This window comes from Paenibacillus cisolokensis, from assembly GCF_050481165.1.
Lineage (GTDB): Bacteria > Bacillota > Bacilli > Paenibacillales > Paenibacillaceae > Paenibacillus_AH > Paenibacillus_AH cisolokensis.
Genome location: NZ_JBCNFP010000018.1, coordinates 44,143 through 60,713, shown reverse-complemented (window position 1 = coordinate 60,713; position 16,571 = coordinate 44,143). Strand labels below are relative to the sequence as shown.

The window sequence follows — 16,571 nt, the reverse complement described above, 5'->3', positions numbered from 1 at the left end:
TGGAGCCCTTTTCACGTTTTCAAAGAGTCGTACTTTCGAAATTCAGGTTCAATATGTACGTGTAGCGGGATAGTGACTCAAAGCGATTGAACGGTGTGATTTTTTCATTCAAAATATTAAATGAAGCTCGATCTCCTGTAAACAACTCTTCACCTTGACTATAAATCGAAATATTAGGTACTAAAGATCATTTCATCTCTCGCAAGACCCGAAACCGCTCGCGCAGGAACAGCAGCGTTTCCCGGCCCTGATACTCCGGCACCTGATGACCGAGAAACGGGTAGTCACGGATGGTTTTCGGAACGGTCAGCCGGTTGTAAGCCGCATAGACCGTTTCCGGCGGACAGACCGGGTCCTTCCAGCCGACGGACATCAGGACGGGAACTTCGATCCGGTATGCCAGGTTCATCATGTCGTAATAAGACAGGCGCTCCAGCACTTCGTCCAGCCGCTCCGGATGACGGCTAACATAGTCGGCCACTTCGGATACCGATCCGGTCGAATGCATCACCGCGTAATCCAGATGGCATAAATTCGGAATATCCGCGGCCACCGCGCAGACCCGTCTGCCGAGCGCCGCGGCGGCAAGCGCGAGGCCGCCCCCTTGGCTGCCTCCGGCCGACGCCACGCGCGCGGCATCGACTTCAGGCATCTCCGCCGCCGCTTCGACCGCCCGGACGGCGTCCAGCAACAGCGCCGCGTAGTAGCCTCCTTCGGGGTCCAGAAGCCCTTGCGTCATCCAACCTCTCGCCTGTCCGGCACCGCTTGTCAGACCGTTGCCCGTTTCGCCGCCCTGCCCTCTCGCATCGACCGCAAAAACGCAGCAGCCCGCAAGCAGCCATTTCGCATGCCGTTCCGGATATCCCCGGTCTGTACTGTAGCCGGGATACAGCACGACGCACGGATGCGGCTGCCCCGCGGCCGAAGGCGGAACGATGAACCAGGCTCCGATTGCCGTGCCGTCATGGGCATCGTACGTTACGCGATATACCGCCGTATCCCCGAACAATTCGGCGTCCGTCCTCTCCCGCCGCACATTCAGCGGCCTTCGGGCGGCCGCTGCAAGACGCGGTTGCCAGAACGCTTCCACCTCCTCGGCCGTTCTCGTCAGCGGCGGCGTATAAGCGCGAAGCTCGTTGCGCCTTCTTTCGATCGCATTCAATGCGGACTCCCCCTCTTCTCCTCGTCTCATCTGATATGTATGAAAATATCGACGACCTGCTTCCTCCCGCTCGATCAGCGGCCAAACCGCTTTATCCGCACCGCCTCCCTGGCAACCGTTCATGACGAGCAGACGCCAGCCATAAAGGATTCGATATGCCGGTTCACTTCTTCGGGATTGTCGAGATTCGTCAAGCGGCCGGCTCCGGGAACCATTCTAAGCTCGGAACCTCGAATCGCCGCGGCCATCGCCTGCGTGCGGAAACGCGGGGATAAGGCTTCGACCTGCGGCTGCCATTGCGCGTGGAACATCGAATGCCCGTGCGTAAAAATGATCGCATCCCCCGAGCCTCTCTCTTCGTAATACAAGTTTGCGCCGCCGATTTTACAGAAAGGCATTCGGCTCATCCTCCCTCATCTCGATTACGGGCGTACAAAGACGCGAGGCCAACGTGAAAACCGTCCGTCAGCGTCCCGATTCAGAACATCGGACGAAGACGGACGGCTGCGAAAGCATAGGCAAAGAAAGCCCGATAAAAGCCCGATACTTTTACTTTACCAGATAAATAATTAATCTCATACCTATGATTCGATTGGAACTAGTACTGATTTGCCACGATCCAGCCCGTATCGCGACACCATCTCCCCGCCGGCTTGCACGCGGTTTTCTACGAGACCCGCAATTCCGCACGCTCTCTCTTCTTATCGCGGCTTGCCGCCTTTGACTTCCACTGCGATCGGCTGCGTATACAGGTCGTACGATTGCGTTCCGACCGTCGCCGTATAGCGCAACAGAGCATGCGCGGTGCCGGGCTTCAGTCCGGTCAGACTGTTGCCCTCCACCTTCACCAGGTCGGCGCCTTCCAGCAGCACGATCTCCGGCTGGACGACGATCGAATCGCCTTTATACGTCTCCGCCACCGCGGAAACTTCCGTCCGCTCTAACACCTTCAGCTTGTAGGACGTTTGGGCCGGGCGAATGCCGTACGCCCAATCGGACGCCCAATGCGCGTAATCGTTCGTCAATCCGTATGTTCCGTACAGGAAGTAAGAAATAAAGTCCGCTTCGCTGCGATAGGTCCATGGCCAGATCGTCATGCCCCGATGCTTGGCCGCTTCCATGAAGTTCGGCCCGAGACCGCCGTAGCTCGTATTGAACGTAGCGTTCAGCCCCTGGATCGCCTTCAACGTTTCGCGCAGCGACTTGTTCACGTTCGCCTCGTTCGCGTAGCCGCCGGTCAAATAACCGACCGACACCCAGGGCATCTGCTCGCGGACGCGGCGCAGCTGATCGGCGTTGAACGAGATGATGACGACCTGATCTTCCACACCTTCGCGTTCGATCAGATTGGCGAGCGCATCGACGATTTCCGGCCTATAGCTTTTGATTTCCACGAAATGGACCAGATCCGTCCCTTTAAACCGCTTGAAAAACTGCTCCAGCGTCGGAATGCGGGCGTCGGGATATTGCTCCGGAAACTGCTTGTTGGCCTTAAATCCCTTCAGTTCCGCCAGCGTAAAATCCTCAACGTTGCCGCTGCCGTTCGTCGTCCGGTCGATCGTCGGATCGTGCATGATGACAATATGTCCGTCCTTCGTCAAATAAATGTCGTTCTCCACGATATCCGCACCCATTTCGTACGCCAGCACCGCACCTTCGAGCGTATTTTCCGGAGCAAGCGCGGGAATGCCGCGATGGCCGATATTGAGCGGCTTTCGGACCAGCGTCGTGCGCGCCGAGTAAATGCCGAGCGCCTCGGCGGCCCGCTCCGGCTCCCGGGTGACGATGCCGTTCGCGCCGGCCGCAATGAGCCGGTGAACCGGCAAAGCGGCGGCCGTCGTGCCGGGCTTCCCTTTATCCGATTGCTGCGCCCACACCGTGATAAGCCGAGTTTGCAAATAGGCGACGTTGTCGGCCGTCGCGGCATCTTCCGGGAGCAAGGCAATCTTGGCGGAGTAGCCGTTCGTTTTTTTCACGATCTCCATCAGCTTCTTCGTATTCGGCTTTCCGGACAGCCCATGGTTGCCCGTGTAGTCGATAATGCCGCGCAGCATCGGATTCGCCTGTCGGGCCCGCCGGATCAGGTCGCCTTTATCCGAGACGATAAACGCGTCTTCGATGCGCTCGTCTCCGACATATTCGAGCAGCGCATCAACCGCGCCTGCCTGACGCACATAGAAGGCCGGAATCATCGTCGTGCCGATCGTCCGCAGCGCTTCGTCGAGCGTGCCGATCGCCCGCTTGCCGGACGGATCGGTCACGTGAAGCTTGGCGTTTACATGCAGAAATACGGTGGCCGGACGTCCCTGCGGCTCGCCCGCCCAGGCCGTCAACCGTTCCCACGAATCGGGATAGGCGGCAATCGTCGGCGCAAGTGCGATGGCGGTCTGCGGCTCGGTTACCTGTACGAATCGATCCGCAGGCAGCGGCGGCAGCGGCTCTTCCTGCAACGTAACCCGGATATTATCGACCTTCATCACGCTGCCATTCGCCTGCAGCCCGATACCGCCTTTGCCGTAGGAGAAAGCCTGGTCGGTGTCGACGATCAGCTGATCGCCGATCCACTGCTGGACCCGGTTCCCGCGAACCTTGACGGTATAGCGGTACAGCTTATCCGGAAGGATCTGTTCGGCATACGGGCCTTTCTCGATAACGGACCAGGCGTTCGCGGGCGTCCGTTCGGCGAATTCGACGCCGTTCGGCGCCGCCGCATCCTGGCGGACCGCCATCTGGTAATACGGGTAATTGCCGGGCTGCACCCGGTACATGATCGAATGCCAGCGGGTCGGATCGTTCGCGGCGATGTGCGTGACGTCGGCTTCGATCGTGTAATCGCCGAATTGCCTTAAATAATCGGGCAACAGCACGCGCGACGGATTGTCCGGCGCCGAGCGGGCATCGAGCACGAACGCGCCGGCCTGAACAGCGGCTTTCGCTGCCGTCGTCCCTTCGATCCGCGTCCATCCTTGCGGCATGGCTCCGTCCGGCACGCTGTCGAACGTCTCCTCGTACAGCATATAGACCGGCTCGCCGGCGTCTTTGGCCACGATCGTAAGCGGCAGCGAGACGCCGTCCTTGGCGGCCGCTACCGTGAAAATCCCTTTCCGATCCGCCATAAGGGTGCCGTTCCCGATCTCGATTCCGTCGTCTTCGGACGCCCAGTCCAATTCGCTTCCCGCGATCGTCCCCGTCGTCATGTCGTTGTACTCCGCTTCGAACGAGAGGCTCGCCAGGTCGACAGGCTGTCCGGCGACGGCCAGCAAGTAGCCCCGGTCATGCTTCAGGCCGACGACTTTGGCGCCGGTCGCGGAAGGCGACACGGTCAGCGTCCGGACCGTCTCCGCCCGGTCGTAAACCGCCGTTACGGTAGCTTGCCCTTCCTTTAAGGGGTAAAGCCGGTTGTCGATAATGCGGATGACCGACTCGTCGGAGGAGTACAGCCTGACCCGTTCGGCGGCGACCGGTTCGATGATGCCGTCCGAGAATTGCGCCGCGAAGACCGGCGCAATGGGACCGGTCAGCGCTTCCACCGTTTCCGGCACGTCCATATTCAAGCTGGCGGCGAATATTCGCGTCACTTTGAAATTATCGAAGGATACGGCGCTTTGGCTCGCCTGCAGCCCGGCCTTGCCCCGTTCCTGAAGCCCGGAATCGAACGAACGGTCCGACAGCAGCGTGAACTCGCCGTCCTCCTTCGCCTTTATATAAGTTTTGACGTTCCGGTCGAACACCCGCAATTTATACGTATACGCTTGATTCGGCTCCAATGGCGGCGCTTGGCCGGCGTCCATTACGTTCCGGCTGTTGTCCGGCTTGCGCTGCGCTACCTCGAATTGGCCATCGCTTCGGATTGCCGCCTCATGGTAAGGCGGGGCGCCTTCGGGAGCGGCGCGGAACAGAAGTCCGGCGCGGCCCGCATCGCCCGGCGGCTCTTCGAAGCGGATATCCGCCTCGACGATATAATTGTCCCATTGCGCGGGCGCGAGCGTCCAAGCTTCCGTGCCGGCCTGCCCGCCGTCGAATGTCAGACGGCCGTTGCCATACGTATCGCGCGTAACCGTCAGCGGCGGACTGCCGTCAGTCCCCCCGGAAATCCAGTTCGGTATTACCGCGCCCGCTTCATAGCCGTCGAAATTTTCATCGATCAAAACGTCGTTTACGGCGCCGTCCGCAATCGTGTCGCTCAGCGTGATTTCACCGTAACCGGACGTATCGTTCCAGAACGATTCGGATTGATAAGCGCTCCAGGCCTGAAAAGGAGAGGGGCCGGCCGGATCGTCGCGATCGGTGACCGAAATTTCGAATCCGAGCTTCTTCTGCTTCATCGGATCGAAGGAGAGCATGTCCCATGGAACGGCAAGCTCCGCCGTCCAGCCGTCCCCGGTCGTCCGGATCGCCCGCAAAATCCGGGTCACATCCTTGCCCGCATGATTTGGCGCCCCGCCGAAATAAAACCCGGGCGTCGACGAATCCGGCGCATACACGATGCCGATCTGCATATCGCTGTCTGCGAAATGAACAGAACGGTGCAGGGAAGGATCGAAGTACAAGCTCATGTTGTCCTGCTCGAACCAGTATCCGGCCCCGTTATGAACAAGACGATCGTCCTCCGCTTTTACCGCAATATACAAGTAGTTTGCATCCCACAGCATACCGAATGCCGCATTTTGATGCTGACCGTCTCCGAAAGGGACGGCGATCGCTTCGTTCACCTGCCACATCGGTTCGTCCAGACTGCCGTCGATAACGGGGGCTGCCGCGCTTCTGGACGCTTGCAGCGTCTTGCGCTCCGTTCCCGCCGCATGCGCCCCGGACGGCCCGATCCCCGTCGTCCATCCGAGCGCCACAGCCGCTGCCGTCCATGCGCATACGAAGCGCATAAACGCTCTGTACCTGCTTTTCCTCCTCATTTCATCCTCTCCCTTTTCAGCTAGCGTTTTTCAATCTATTCCAGAGTAACATGCGAATGTAAACCGGGAGCTATCGGAGAATAAAGCTTTGATGAAGGGCTTGTCCGATTTACGTCCGTATAAACCATATGTCCGGCGCAGAAGTTTCATGCCGAATAGGCCGTCGGGGAGACGCAAGCAAAAACGACTTCTTCGTCTCTGTCTGGGGACGATACTGTTTCGCGATGGCGGCCAGAACTCTATTCGCTCTCGCCACCCGGCGACTAATTGCGAACCTCCAGGTCCTTATTCGCTCTCGCCACCCCCGCCGGGCGCCTGATTGCGAACCTCTACGTTCGCTCGCGCTACCCCGCTGTGAACTGCCGCCTGTCTCGAAATTGCTTTACTCCGGCTCCGCGGCGGCTGGCATCCGGAAGATAGAAACCCAATAAAAGAACAAAGCTGCAAAAGTGCAGTATTTCCGGGCGTAAAAGAACCAAAACGCGAAAATTGCTGCGATAATGCAGTTTTTTTGATCCGTTCAAGCCAGACAAGCGAGAATTTCCAAAAATTACTGTATTTTTGCAAGATTTCGCGCCATAGTCATCTATTCGGGCCAAAATTCCTGCACTTTCGCAGGATTTCGCCAACGCAATCTGCCGGGAGACGGGGGCGCTGAAGACGAAGCACCCCGACGGGACCCGACGATTTGACGGAAGGCGGGGCATACCGACAGACCGGAGACGATTAGACGGAAGACGGGGCGCGCCGACGGACGGACGACGATTTGACGGAGGACGTACAGGCAAATAGGAAGTGAGTTTTATACTTTCTTTAATCTAGATAAAAACGGGACTTCCGGGGATAACTCCCGAAAGTCCCGTTTTTTACGGCTCGTGGTGCCGCCACTGCGCCTGCAGGGCCTTATCCGCACGCGACGATCCGGCCGCGCGCACTATTTACGGCTTGACCGCGGCAATCCGTAGCCGGCTGTAATCGAGGCGCCAAACTCCGTCTTCAAACAGCATGGGCTTTAACCTGGCCGCGATTTTGTCGAATAAATCGGCCTTTTCCGATTCCGTAAACGGTGCGAAGAAGGAACCCGCATAAGCGGCAAGCCAGTGATGGAGCCCCCTCTCCCCGTCCTCCATCGGAGTCGGCCGGTCGAAATGGACGGCATAGGTCATGCGACAAATCTTCCGCCGGGCCGCAATACATCCCATATACATGCCGCCACCTGCGGGGCGTTCTTCATCCAGTGCAGCGACGATCGCCTCCGACTTCGATATTTCGTATGCCAGATCGCCCGTTCCGCATCCGACGTCCAAAATGCGCTCGCCCGGCTCCGGCCGAAGCAGCCGGACGACGTCCTTCCCGAATGCCGATACGTAGCCATGCTTGCCGTCGTACAAGTCAGGCTGCCAGTTGTGCTTCGGACACATGCCACCGCCTCCTTGCATGAAGATCTGCAACCAGTGTGGCACATTCAGGAACATAAGTGAAATATATCATTTCTATTCGCTCTATAGGTTTCATCAATAAGCGTCTTCGCTTCTACTTGATGCCCGAGCTGACATGATTTTGGACGAAATATTTCTCCGCGAACAGAAACACCGCGAGAATCGGCAGCAGGCTGAGCAGCGCCGCGGCGACCATATATTGCTCATTGCCGAACCACTGTCCGCCAAGTGACAAAATGCCGATCGGCAGCGTATATTTCTCATTCGTCGTCAAGTAGATAACGGGCGCCAAAATTTCGTTCCACTTGCCCATAAACGTGAAAATCGCCAGCGTGGCCAGCGTCGGCAGCGCCATCGGCATGCAGACGCGCCAATAGATTTGAAACGGATTGCAGCCCTCCATCTTCGCCGACTCCTCGTATTCCTTCGGAATGTTCATGAACGCCTGGCGCATCAGAAAGATGCCGAACGGCTGAGCCAGCCATTCGATGACCCATAGCGGGGTCAGCGTGTCCAGCAGGTTCAATTCGTTGAAAATGATAAAATGCGGAATGATGATGACGACGGGCGGAATCATCATAGTGCCGAGCACCATTACGAACAGGGCATTTTTGAGCGGAAATCGCAGCCGGGCGAAAGCGTAGCCGACGAGCGAACAGGACAGCAGCGCGCCCGCGACGGACAGCAGCGCCACGATGAAGCTGTTCATCGTATACGCGCCGAAATTACCGAGCTTGAGCACTTCCGAATAGTTGGACCACTGGAACGTTTCCGGTAACCATTTGGGCGGTACAGCCGTATACTCTTTGTACGTCTTAAGCGAATTGAACAGCGTTGTCAGAAACGGCACGAGCATGACCAGCGAGCTGATCAGCACGACCGTCCATCCGATAATGCCGGCAGCCGTTTTGCGTCGCATCGGGCGTCCTCCTTTCTTGCATGAAGATCAATCGTAGTGGACCCATCTGCCCTGCAGCCGCAGCTGAAGCAGCGTGAGCACGAACAGAATGGTGAAAAGCACCCAGGCGAGCGCGGAAGCGTAGCCCATCCGCATGAAGGCGAACCCTTCGCGGTACAGATACAGCATCAGCACGAGGCTGGCATTGTTCGGACCGCCCGCCGCGGTAATGCCGCCCGCACCGCCCGTCAGCACGTAAATTTGTTCGAACGCCTGGAAAGTCGAAATCGTGCTAAGCACAATGACGAGAAAGGTCGTCGGCGAGATGAGCGGCAGCGTAATCGCCCGGAACTTGCGGACCGCGCCGGCTCCGTCGATATCCGCCGCCTCGTACAGATCGCCAGGTACGCTCTGCAACCCCGCCAGATAGATGACCATCATGTAACCGATCCCTTTCCAGACGGCGATCAGCACAAGCAGCGGAATGACAAGCTGCTCGTCCTGCAGCCACCGCTGCGGATCGAGCCCGATCCGCGTCAGGAAAGCGTTGGCGAAGCCGAAGCGCGGATTGAATACCGAGTCGGCCACGTACAAAATAACGGTCCAGGACGAGATGACCGGTATGAAATGCGCCATCCGGAACAGCTTGAGCCCTTTCAGCTTGCGATTGAGCGCCACCGCGAGCAGCAGCGCGAGGAACGCCTGCGAAGGCACGAACAGAATAACGAAATAGAGCGTGTTCCAGAGCGATTTCCAAAATAGCGGATCATGCAGCAGCCTGGCGTAATTATCGAGCCCCGTCCACTTGGGGGGATTGAGCATATCGTAATCCGACAGGCTGAAATAGAGCGAGGCGGCCAGCGGGCCGGCAACGAACACAATAAAATGAATAAGATAAGGGGAGACGAAGAGCAGCCCCCATCTCCCTTCCTGATCGAGCCATTTGCGCCGTTTTGACCGGGACGGCCCCGCCCCGGTCAGCGCCCGTCCGGCTGTCTGTTGATTGCTGGTCATGTCGTGTCCCGCCTTTTCGTGCGCTTATTTCTGATAGAACGTATCGAGGATGCCTTGAATATCCTTGTCGGCCGCGGCGAGCGCTTCATCGACCGTCGTATCGCCGAGGAACGCGCGCTGCGCATGCTCGTTGAACTTGCCGACCCATTCCTCCCACACCGCATTGCTGTCGAGCGTACCGGCGAATTCCAGACTGTCCAGAAACGCCTTGCGGTTTGCCGGCTTGTCGCTTTGGGTCAGGAACACATCCGATTGCGCCACCGATTTCTTGACCGGCACCGCTTCGCCGAGCGCAGCCCATTCGCGCTGCACCTCATCCTCGGTTGCCCAAAATTTGATCCATTCCCAGGCAGCCTGGGCTTTTTTGTCGTCGGATTTGGCGTTGATCACCCAGGAGTTGGCGATGACCGGCGAGAACCGCTTGCCGTCAGGCCCTTTGGGCAGCAAGGTCACGTCGTAGTTCAATCCCGCTTCGTTGGCCGCCAGTACCCGCGAGTAAATGCCGATCCGCATCGCGGCCGATCCGCTCGGGAACACCGCCATCGCGCTCTGGAAGCTCTTCAGGTCGACCGGATCGGTAATGATGCCCCGCTTCATGCCGTCGACCATCCATTCGACCGCCTGCTTGTTCTCCGGCGAATTGACGATCGACTTGGTCAGCGTCTCGTCGAGAACGCCGCCGCCGTAGCTCTTCAACACGGGGAACCAGCCTTCCGTAATGCTGAAGAAGGTCAGACCGAACTGATTGACGTTGTTGCTGTCGAAGCCGTCCTGCTCCGCTGTCTTGCCCGCTGCGTCGACCGTCAGCTTGGCCCCCGTCTCCTTCAGATCTTCCCATGTCCAGTCTTCCGTCGGGTACGGCACCTGCGCCTTGTCGAACAGATCCTTGTTGTAGAACAGGACGCCGACCTGGATGCCCTGCGGCACGGCCCAATACCGTCCCTCCGCGTCCTTGTTGAAATCGAGGCCGTAGTAGTCGTCTTTATTCAGATCGTTCTCGATCCAATCGGTCAATTCGCGCACGGCGCCGCGTTCCGCATATTTCATTACGTATACGCCGTCGGACAACCATACGTCCGGCGCTTGACCGGCGGCGATTTGCGTGTCGAGCTTTTGGAAAAATTGCCCGTAAGGCGCGCTCTGCGTCTTGACCGTAATGTTCGGATGCTTCGCTTTGAACTTCTCGATCAGCTCTTTCATCTTGGCGTCGGACTTGGCATCCGAGTAATAGCCGAGTGTAATTTCTACCTGCTCATTCTGCCCGGACGGCTCCGTCTGACCGGACGGTCCGCTGCCCGTCCCTTCGGCGCCTTGCCCTTCGCCCGCATCTGTCGAGCCCGTCGGTTCGGTGCTGCCGCCTCCGCCGCAACCGGCAAGCGCCAGTACCGTTGCGAGAATGACAGCCAGCAGCGCGATCGACCATTTCTTTGTTTTCATGTTCGTTTTCCCCCTGTCGTCTTATCTTGTATATTAAAATGTCCGAATGACCTCAAAGCTTCGCCGCCGGATTACGGCCCCCAGACGGCGGACGCCTCGCGCGGATCGTCGTAGGCGCTGGCCCAGTAGTAGCCTGCCGCCATGACCCGGCGCGGCGCGAAGCCGATCTCGCCCGAAACAGCGGACACCGCTTCCGACGAGGCGGTCAGGACGCCGTCCGCTCCGGTTGCGGCGCTGATATATCTGCCGCCCATGAAGGTGAACCGCCCGTGAACCGTCGCCGGAACGGGCTCGCCCGTCTCCAGATCGACGATGCGCAGCGTGACGGTTGCACGGCTGCCGTCGTAAGCGACGCTCATGCCCTGGACGATCATCGGCTTCAGCGACGTCTGTCCGGTGGACGCAGACGCCCTGGCGGATACCGGTCCTTCGTTGCCCGCCATATCGACGGCGCTCACCTTGTAGTAGTATGTCGTTCCCGGCAACAGCCCCTGATCCCGGAAGTTCAGCCCGCGCGCCGTACCGGCCAGATGGGCTTCGTCCGCCGGAAAACCGGGTTCGGTGCCGCGATAGATGCGGTATTCCTTCACTTCCCCATTGTCCTTCGCCCGGCCGTAAGCGATGTCGATCCGCTGATGGTCGAAAGCTTCCGCCTTCAGCCAACCGACCCGGGACGGCGGCTTCGAATCGGCGGGCGGCTGCCAGAACCGCGCCTCGGGTCCCCAGGCCGACGGCAGCTCCCGCAGCGTGTCGTAATGATGGAGCGCAATGCCCCCGAACGACGGGTTGTCGCCGAAAGCGGCTTCTACCTTGTCCAGCTCCCGCTCCATGTAATCGCGCCCTTCCTCACGGAAGCTGATCGTCTCCGGATCGCCCCCGTCGGCGATGTCTTTCGTCTCGACGCCGATGACGACCGAGTTCGGCTTGCCGATGGCGTTCGCGTAGTCGATCTCTCCCTGGGCCTGCGCAATGATGCCGGGGCTGCCTTCCGCCTGATCGCGGTAATCCATAATGGCGATGTAATCGGCGATATCCTGAATATGCTCGGACAGCCACTTCTCTTGCCCGTTCCAGACGATCTTCTCCGCCGTCGGCGACGAATCGTACCAGCGCGGAATCGCCGGGCCGACGGAGAGACCGAGGCCGGACGCTTCCTTGCGCTCCATAAGCGCCGCCAGCATGTCGAGATATTCGATCTGCAGCTGCGGATAATCGGTTTTGAAGTCGGCCAAAATGTACGGCTCGGTATCGACGTTGACGCCGTCGAACCGCTCGTCCGGAGCGGAGGACAGATTATAGTTCAGCACCTTCTCGAATTCGCGCAAAGCCTCCTTGCGGTACCGCTCATACGCGCCGAAAAACGGCGGGACGGTGCCTCCGGCGATAAGCGCCTCTACGCGGTAGCCGCGCCCGTGCGCCCACGAAACAAAGTCGCGCAGCTTCTGCCGCTCGTCCTCGGCGATGTCGATCCCTTCATGGGCGGCGATGCCGAGATAGAGCGTGCGGACAGGCTCCTGTCCGAACGTTGCGGTGTCCGACGCCATCGCATCGAGCACATGCCGCGAGCCGGGATTCAGGATCAGATTATACGATGCGTTCTCCCAGATCCACATCGACCGTTCCCGATCGCGAATCGGCGTCGGCTCCGGCACGGCGCCGGCCGTCCGCACGTAGGTCGACAGGCTGCGTCCGACATTCCCTTCCGCGTCGGTCGCCCGTGCTTCGATGCTGAAGTACCGTTCGCCGGATGACCGGAAATTCCACTTCACGACGTACGTCCCGTCTTGCTTTCGTGCGGCGTTGCGCCACGGTCCGCCATTGACGCGAACCTGCACCTGCTTGAGCCGGTTGCGGGCGGACACGGCAACGCGGATGTCGGCGCTGTCCCCGACCGTGCCGCCGTCGTCCGGCGACACAATCGTCACATCCGGAATATTGGCCCTCGGATTATCCACGCTGACGCGAACCGGTTCCGACCAGGCTGCATAGCGGGTCGCCGCATCGACGCCGCGGGCGACCAGCTCGACCGCGCCGTCATATTCGGCCGCATTCCATTCCGCATACCAGACGCCCGAGTCGTCGCCGTCCGGGTCGTCCAGATGAGCGTCCAGCAGTTTTCCGGCATTGACGATCAGCTCGATGGCATAGACGTTCGTATATGTCCCGCCTATCCGGACGATGCCGGGGGCAACGCTCGCGCCGTCCGTATGGGTATCGATCGTCAGCTGCGGCGTTTGGACGGCGGTTTGTTCGGCTGACGCGGACTGCGCCGGAGCGACCGCTCCCGGGAGAACGAGCAAAACCGCAAACAGCAGAAGCGCGATGCGGCGTACGCGTTCGTCCGATTTTCCCGTTCGGGCAGTTCGTAGCTTGATAGCCATAGTCGCCCTCTCCTCTTCTCTTCGGAGTTTTTGTCAGAAATTCTAACACAAAATGCAGATGATGCTCTGAAAAAACCTCGACCTCCCGTTTTCATGTTATGTTAAAGCGGTTTCTTTTACTGCATTATAAAAAAATGACGTCGTTCTCTCATGTGTTTTTATTTACAACTTGTGTTTTTTTGCTAAAATGTTTGATACGACCCGGACGGATGCCGTCCATGCGCTCAAGGGGGAACACCGCCATGGCGAAAACCGATGCAGTACGCACGATCACGATCAGCCAGCGTCTCATCATCATCATCGGGTTTTTCATCTGTTTTCCGGTCATGGTCATCGGATGGTATTGGTACCGATCGTCTACGGAAACGATCGAGGCGGCGGCGATCGCCACCTATTCCCGCATCGTCGGGCAGACGAATGCCTATCTTGATTTGTATATTTCCAACCTTGAAAACTCCACGTTCCCGTTTGTCAATCACCCGCAAATCCAGCAGTTTATCAGCCGTCCGTCCTTCACGCCTTATCAATATTTCCACATTGCCGAAACGATGGAGAGAGAGCTGTTTTCCCAAACGGTATACGGCCGGACGGACATTGTCGGACTTTCGGTGGTGGCGAGCAACAACTGGCAAATAACCGATTTCACACAAGCCAAAGGCTGGATCGACATGAGCGTCATCCGGGAACGGAACAAAATGTTTTTGTCGAAAATGGACCAATGGGACAACTTTCAGATACTTGGACCGGGACGCGTCGGCGCGACGCCCGTGCTAACCGTCGCCCGCAAGCTTCACAACGCGACGACTTACCGGTATGAAGGGCTGCTCCTCATCGATCTCAACCTGGAGCAAATTGCCCATATCAGCAAAAACGCATCGCTGAACGATATCAATGTCTGGATTGCCGATAGCGACGGACAAATGATCTATCACCCCGACGAAAGCAGGATCGGTAAGCCTCTGCCGGAAGCGACGCTCGCTCGACTCGGAAGCGAAGGGAGCGGATATTACCGGAACGAGTCGGCAGGGAGCGGCAAAGGCGAAATCGTCATTCACGGCTATTCCCCGCTTACCGGCTGGCATGTCGCCGCCGACATCCCGCTGGAGACGATGACCGGTCCGCTCATCCGGATGCGCAATATCGCCCTGGCGGTCGGCAGCGCCATGCTGTTCGTCGCGCTCGCGATCGTCGGCGGCTACTCGCTCACGATCACGCGGGCGCTGACCTTTCTGCAGAAGCTGATGGCCAAAGTCGAAAATGGCGATTTCCATATCCGTCCGAAGAAGATCGTGGAGCGCAGCGACGAGATCGGTTCCGTATTCCGCAGCTTCTTCCGGATGACCGGCGAGCTGGACCGGCTCGTGCGCGAGGTGCATTCCTCCAAGGTGAAGGAGCAGGAGCTGATTATCAAGCAGAAGGAGTCGTCGCTGCAGGCGATGCAGTCGCATATCAATCCGCATTTTCTATACAATTCGCTCGAAATTATCAATTCGCATGCCATCGTGGAAAATAATTGGGCGATCAGCAAAATGACAACCGCCCTCGCCCATATGTTCCGGTACAATGCCGGAAACGCCAAGCATACCGTCACGCTTGCCGATGAGATCGCACATATCCGTTCGTACTTCGACATTCAATGCGCCAGATTCCGGCAGCTGCACGTCGAAATCGCGGTCGGCGAGGAGTGGCTTCCCCGGGTATCCGCCGTCCGGCTGACGCTTCAACCTGTCGTGGAGAACGCTTTCGTACACGGGTACCGGAACCGCAAGCCTTCCTATATCGGCATTATCGGAGAGCCGGGCGCGGACGCCTTCACGCTGCGCATCGTAGACAAGGGCGCCGGCATGCCGTCCGATACGATGAACCGCTACAACCGGCTGTTCGCTTCCGGCGACGGAACGGACGACATAGCGGGCGACAAGCCGGAAGGGCAGACGGCGCAGACGGGACCGCTGACGGACGGCGCAGGCAGTGCAAGCGGCGGAGGCGGTGCAAGCGGAGGCGGCGGACACGGCGGGATCGGCCTCGTCAATGTGCACCGGCGTATCCGGCTGAACTTCGGGGAACCGTTCGGGCTTCGCATCGCCGAGTCGTCGCCGGGCAGCGGCACGACGATCGAAATTGTTCTTCCGTTGCAAACGGACAATCCAGACATGAAAGCGGGGGAAAGCGATGTACCGCGTCATGATCGTTGACGATGAGCATATGATCCATTTGAGCCTGCGCAAGCTGATGGAATCGTCGGGCCTCGGCCTGACGGTTGCCGGCGAAGCCGAAGATGGCGCGGAAGCGCTCGCAATGCTTGACGAATGCTCGCCCGACATCGTCGTGACGGACATTCGCATGCCGGAGATGGACGGACTCTCATTTATCGAGGCGGCACAGGCGAAGCGAAGCGGCATCCGGTTTATTATTTTGTCGGGGTATGACGAGTTCGAGTATGCCAGGCGGGCGCTCCGCTACGGCGTCAGCGACTTCCTGCTCAAGCCCGTCGATCCGGAGCAGTTCACGCAGACGCTGCGCCGCGTGTGCGAACAGCTGGCAAGCAGCGAGAAGGACTTCCGGGACCGCCATCGGCGGTTTCTGGCGCTGCAGCCGCTGGCGCGCGAGCTTGCCGGACATATCTGGTCGGCTGCCGAAGATAAAGCCGCCGGAACGCTCGAGGCGATCGTCAAGCGTCTGGCGGCGGATGCGCATAATAGCGAAGACAGCGGCGCCTATGCGCAAAGCGTTATCGCCGCCGTCGAAGCGGCGCTTGAGGAGCGCAATTTCCGCTTTGAACGCGCCCGCGGCGCGGGCGCTGACTGGCCCGCGGATGCGGAAGGCGCCGCGGATCGCCTGCGCCAGGCCGTATCCGCCATGATCCGGGAAATCCGCGCCTCGCGGAATCTCGGGGCCGGGCATTACATTCGCCGCGCCGTCCGCTATATGGAGGAGCATTATACGCGGGAGGAACTGTCGCTCACGGAAGTGGCTCATGCGCTCGGCATCTCCGTGCCTTACTTGAGCCGGTCTTTCAAGGAGGAGATGAACGTCACGTTCGTGCAGCATCTGACCCGGCTGCGGATGGCGAAAGCGAGGGAGCTGCTTGCCGATACGGACAATTCGACGACGGAAATTGCGCTGCAGGTCGGCTACTCGGACTATCCGCATTTCAGCAAAACGTTCAAAAAAATGTACGGTCTCACCCCGACCGCCTACCGCAAACAGTTGCGCAGCGGGCAAGCATATCGCGGCCCGGAGTGAATAATCATGTCGATGTCGGTCACCCGTCGACAGCCGGCAACAAGTTCGGGCATCCGGAGGGGCAAGAGGGGGATTTCGAGCCGG

10 protein-coding genes are annotated in these 16,571 nt (G+C 59.0%); 2 read left to right on the top strand and 8 right to left on the bottom strand.

What is annotated here, in order from left to right; genetic code table 11:
• Positions 1–187: 187 nt before the first annotated feature.
• The 8 genes from ABEV74_RS03895 to ABEV74_RS03860 form a co-directional block, all read right to left on the bottom strand.
• Positions 188–1,162: an acetylxylan esterase gene (locus tag ABEV74_RS03895; RefSeq protein WP_430143553.1), complete on the bottom strand. Its 975-nt coding sequence runs from the start codon at positions 1,160–1,162 to the stop codon at positions 188–190.
• A gap of 119 nt (positions 1,163–1,281) precedes the next feature.
• On the bottom strand, positions 1,282–1,560 hold the full coding sequence (locus tag ABEV74_RS03890) for an alpha/beta fold hydrolase (RefSeq protein ID WP_430143551.1): 279 nt from the start codon (positions 1,558–1,560) through the stop codon (positions 1,282–1,284).
• A 303-nt stretch (positions 1,561–1,863) separates the two neighbouring features.
• Entirely contained in the window at positions 1,864–6,072 is a 4,209-nt protein-coding gene (locus ABEV74_RS03885; protein WP_430143549.1) for a glycerophosphodiester phosphodiesterase family protein, read from the bottom strand.
• A gap of 938 nt (positions 6,073–7,010) precedes the next feature.
• The gene (locus ABEV74_RS03880) at positions 7,011–7,493 is read right to left on the bottom strand and encodes a class I SAM-dependent methyltransferase (protein ID WP_430143548.1); all 483 of its coding nucleotides are present in this window, start codon (positions 7,491–7,493) and stop codon (positions 7,011–7,013) included.
• Between the two features lie 112 nt (positions 7,494–7,605).
• Positions 7,606–8,430 (bottom strand): carbohydrate ABC transporter permease, encoded by an 825-nt coding sequence (locus tag ABEV74_RS03875; protein WP_430143546.1) that lies wholly within the window; start codon positions 8,428–8,430, stop codon positions 7,606–7,608.
• Positions 8,431–8,457: 27 nt separating this feature from the next.
• A complete protein-coding gene (locus ABEV74_RS03870) occupies positions 8,458–9,423 on the bottom strand; it encodes a carbohydrate ABC transporter permease (RefSeq protein WP_430143545.1) in 966 nt (321 codons plus the stop codon).
• 24 nt (positions 9,424–9,447) lie between these two features.
• A complete protein-coding gene (locus ABEV74_RS03865) occupies positions 9,448–10,860 on the bottom strand; it encodes an ABC transporter substrate-binding protein (protein WP_430143543.1) in 1,413 nt (470 codons plus the stop codon).
• Positions 10,861–10,931: 71 nt separating this feature from the next.
• Positions 10,932–13,241 carry an Ig-like domain-containing protein gene (locus ABEV74_RS03860; RefSeq protein ID WP_430143541.1) on the bottom strand — a complete coding sequence of 770 codons (2,310 nt, stop codon included), beginning with the start codon at positions 13,239–13,241 and terminating at the stop codon, positions 10,932–10,934.
• Between the two features lie 242 nt (positions 13,242–13,483).
• Between ABEV74_RS03860 and ABEV74_RS03855 the strand changes: the two genes are divergently transcribed.
• Positions 13,484–15,436: a cache domain-containing sensor histidine kinase gene (locus tag ABEV74_RS03855; RefSeq protein ID WP_430143540.1), complete on the top strand. Its 1,953-nt coding sequence runs from the start codon at positions 13,484–13,486 to the stop codon at positions 15,434–15,436.
• Positions 15,414–16,487 (top strand): helix-turn-helix domain-containing protein, encoded by a 1,074-nt coding sequence (locus tag ABEV74_RS03850; protein ID WP_430143539.1) that lies wholly within the window; start codon positions 15,414–15,416, stop codon positions 16,485–16,487. Before ABEV74_RS03855 ends, ABEV74_RS03850 begins: the two co-directional genes overlap by 23 nt.
• Positions 16,488–16,571: the final 84 nt, after the last annotated feature.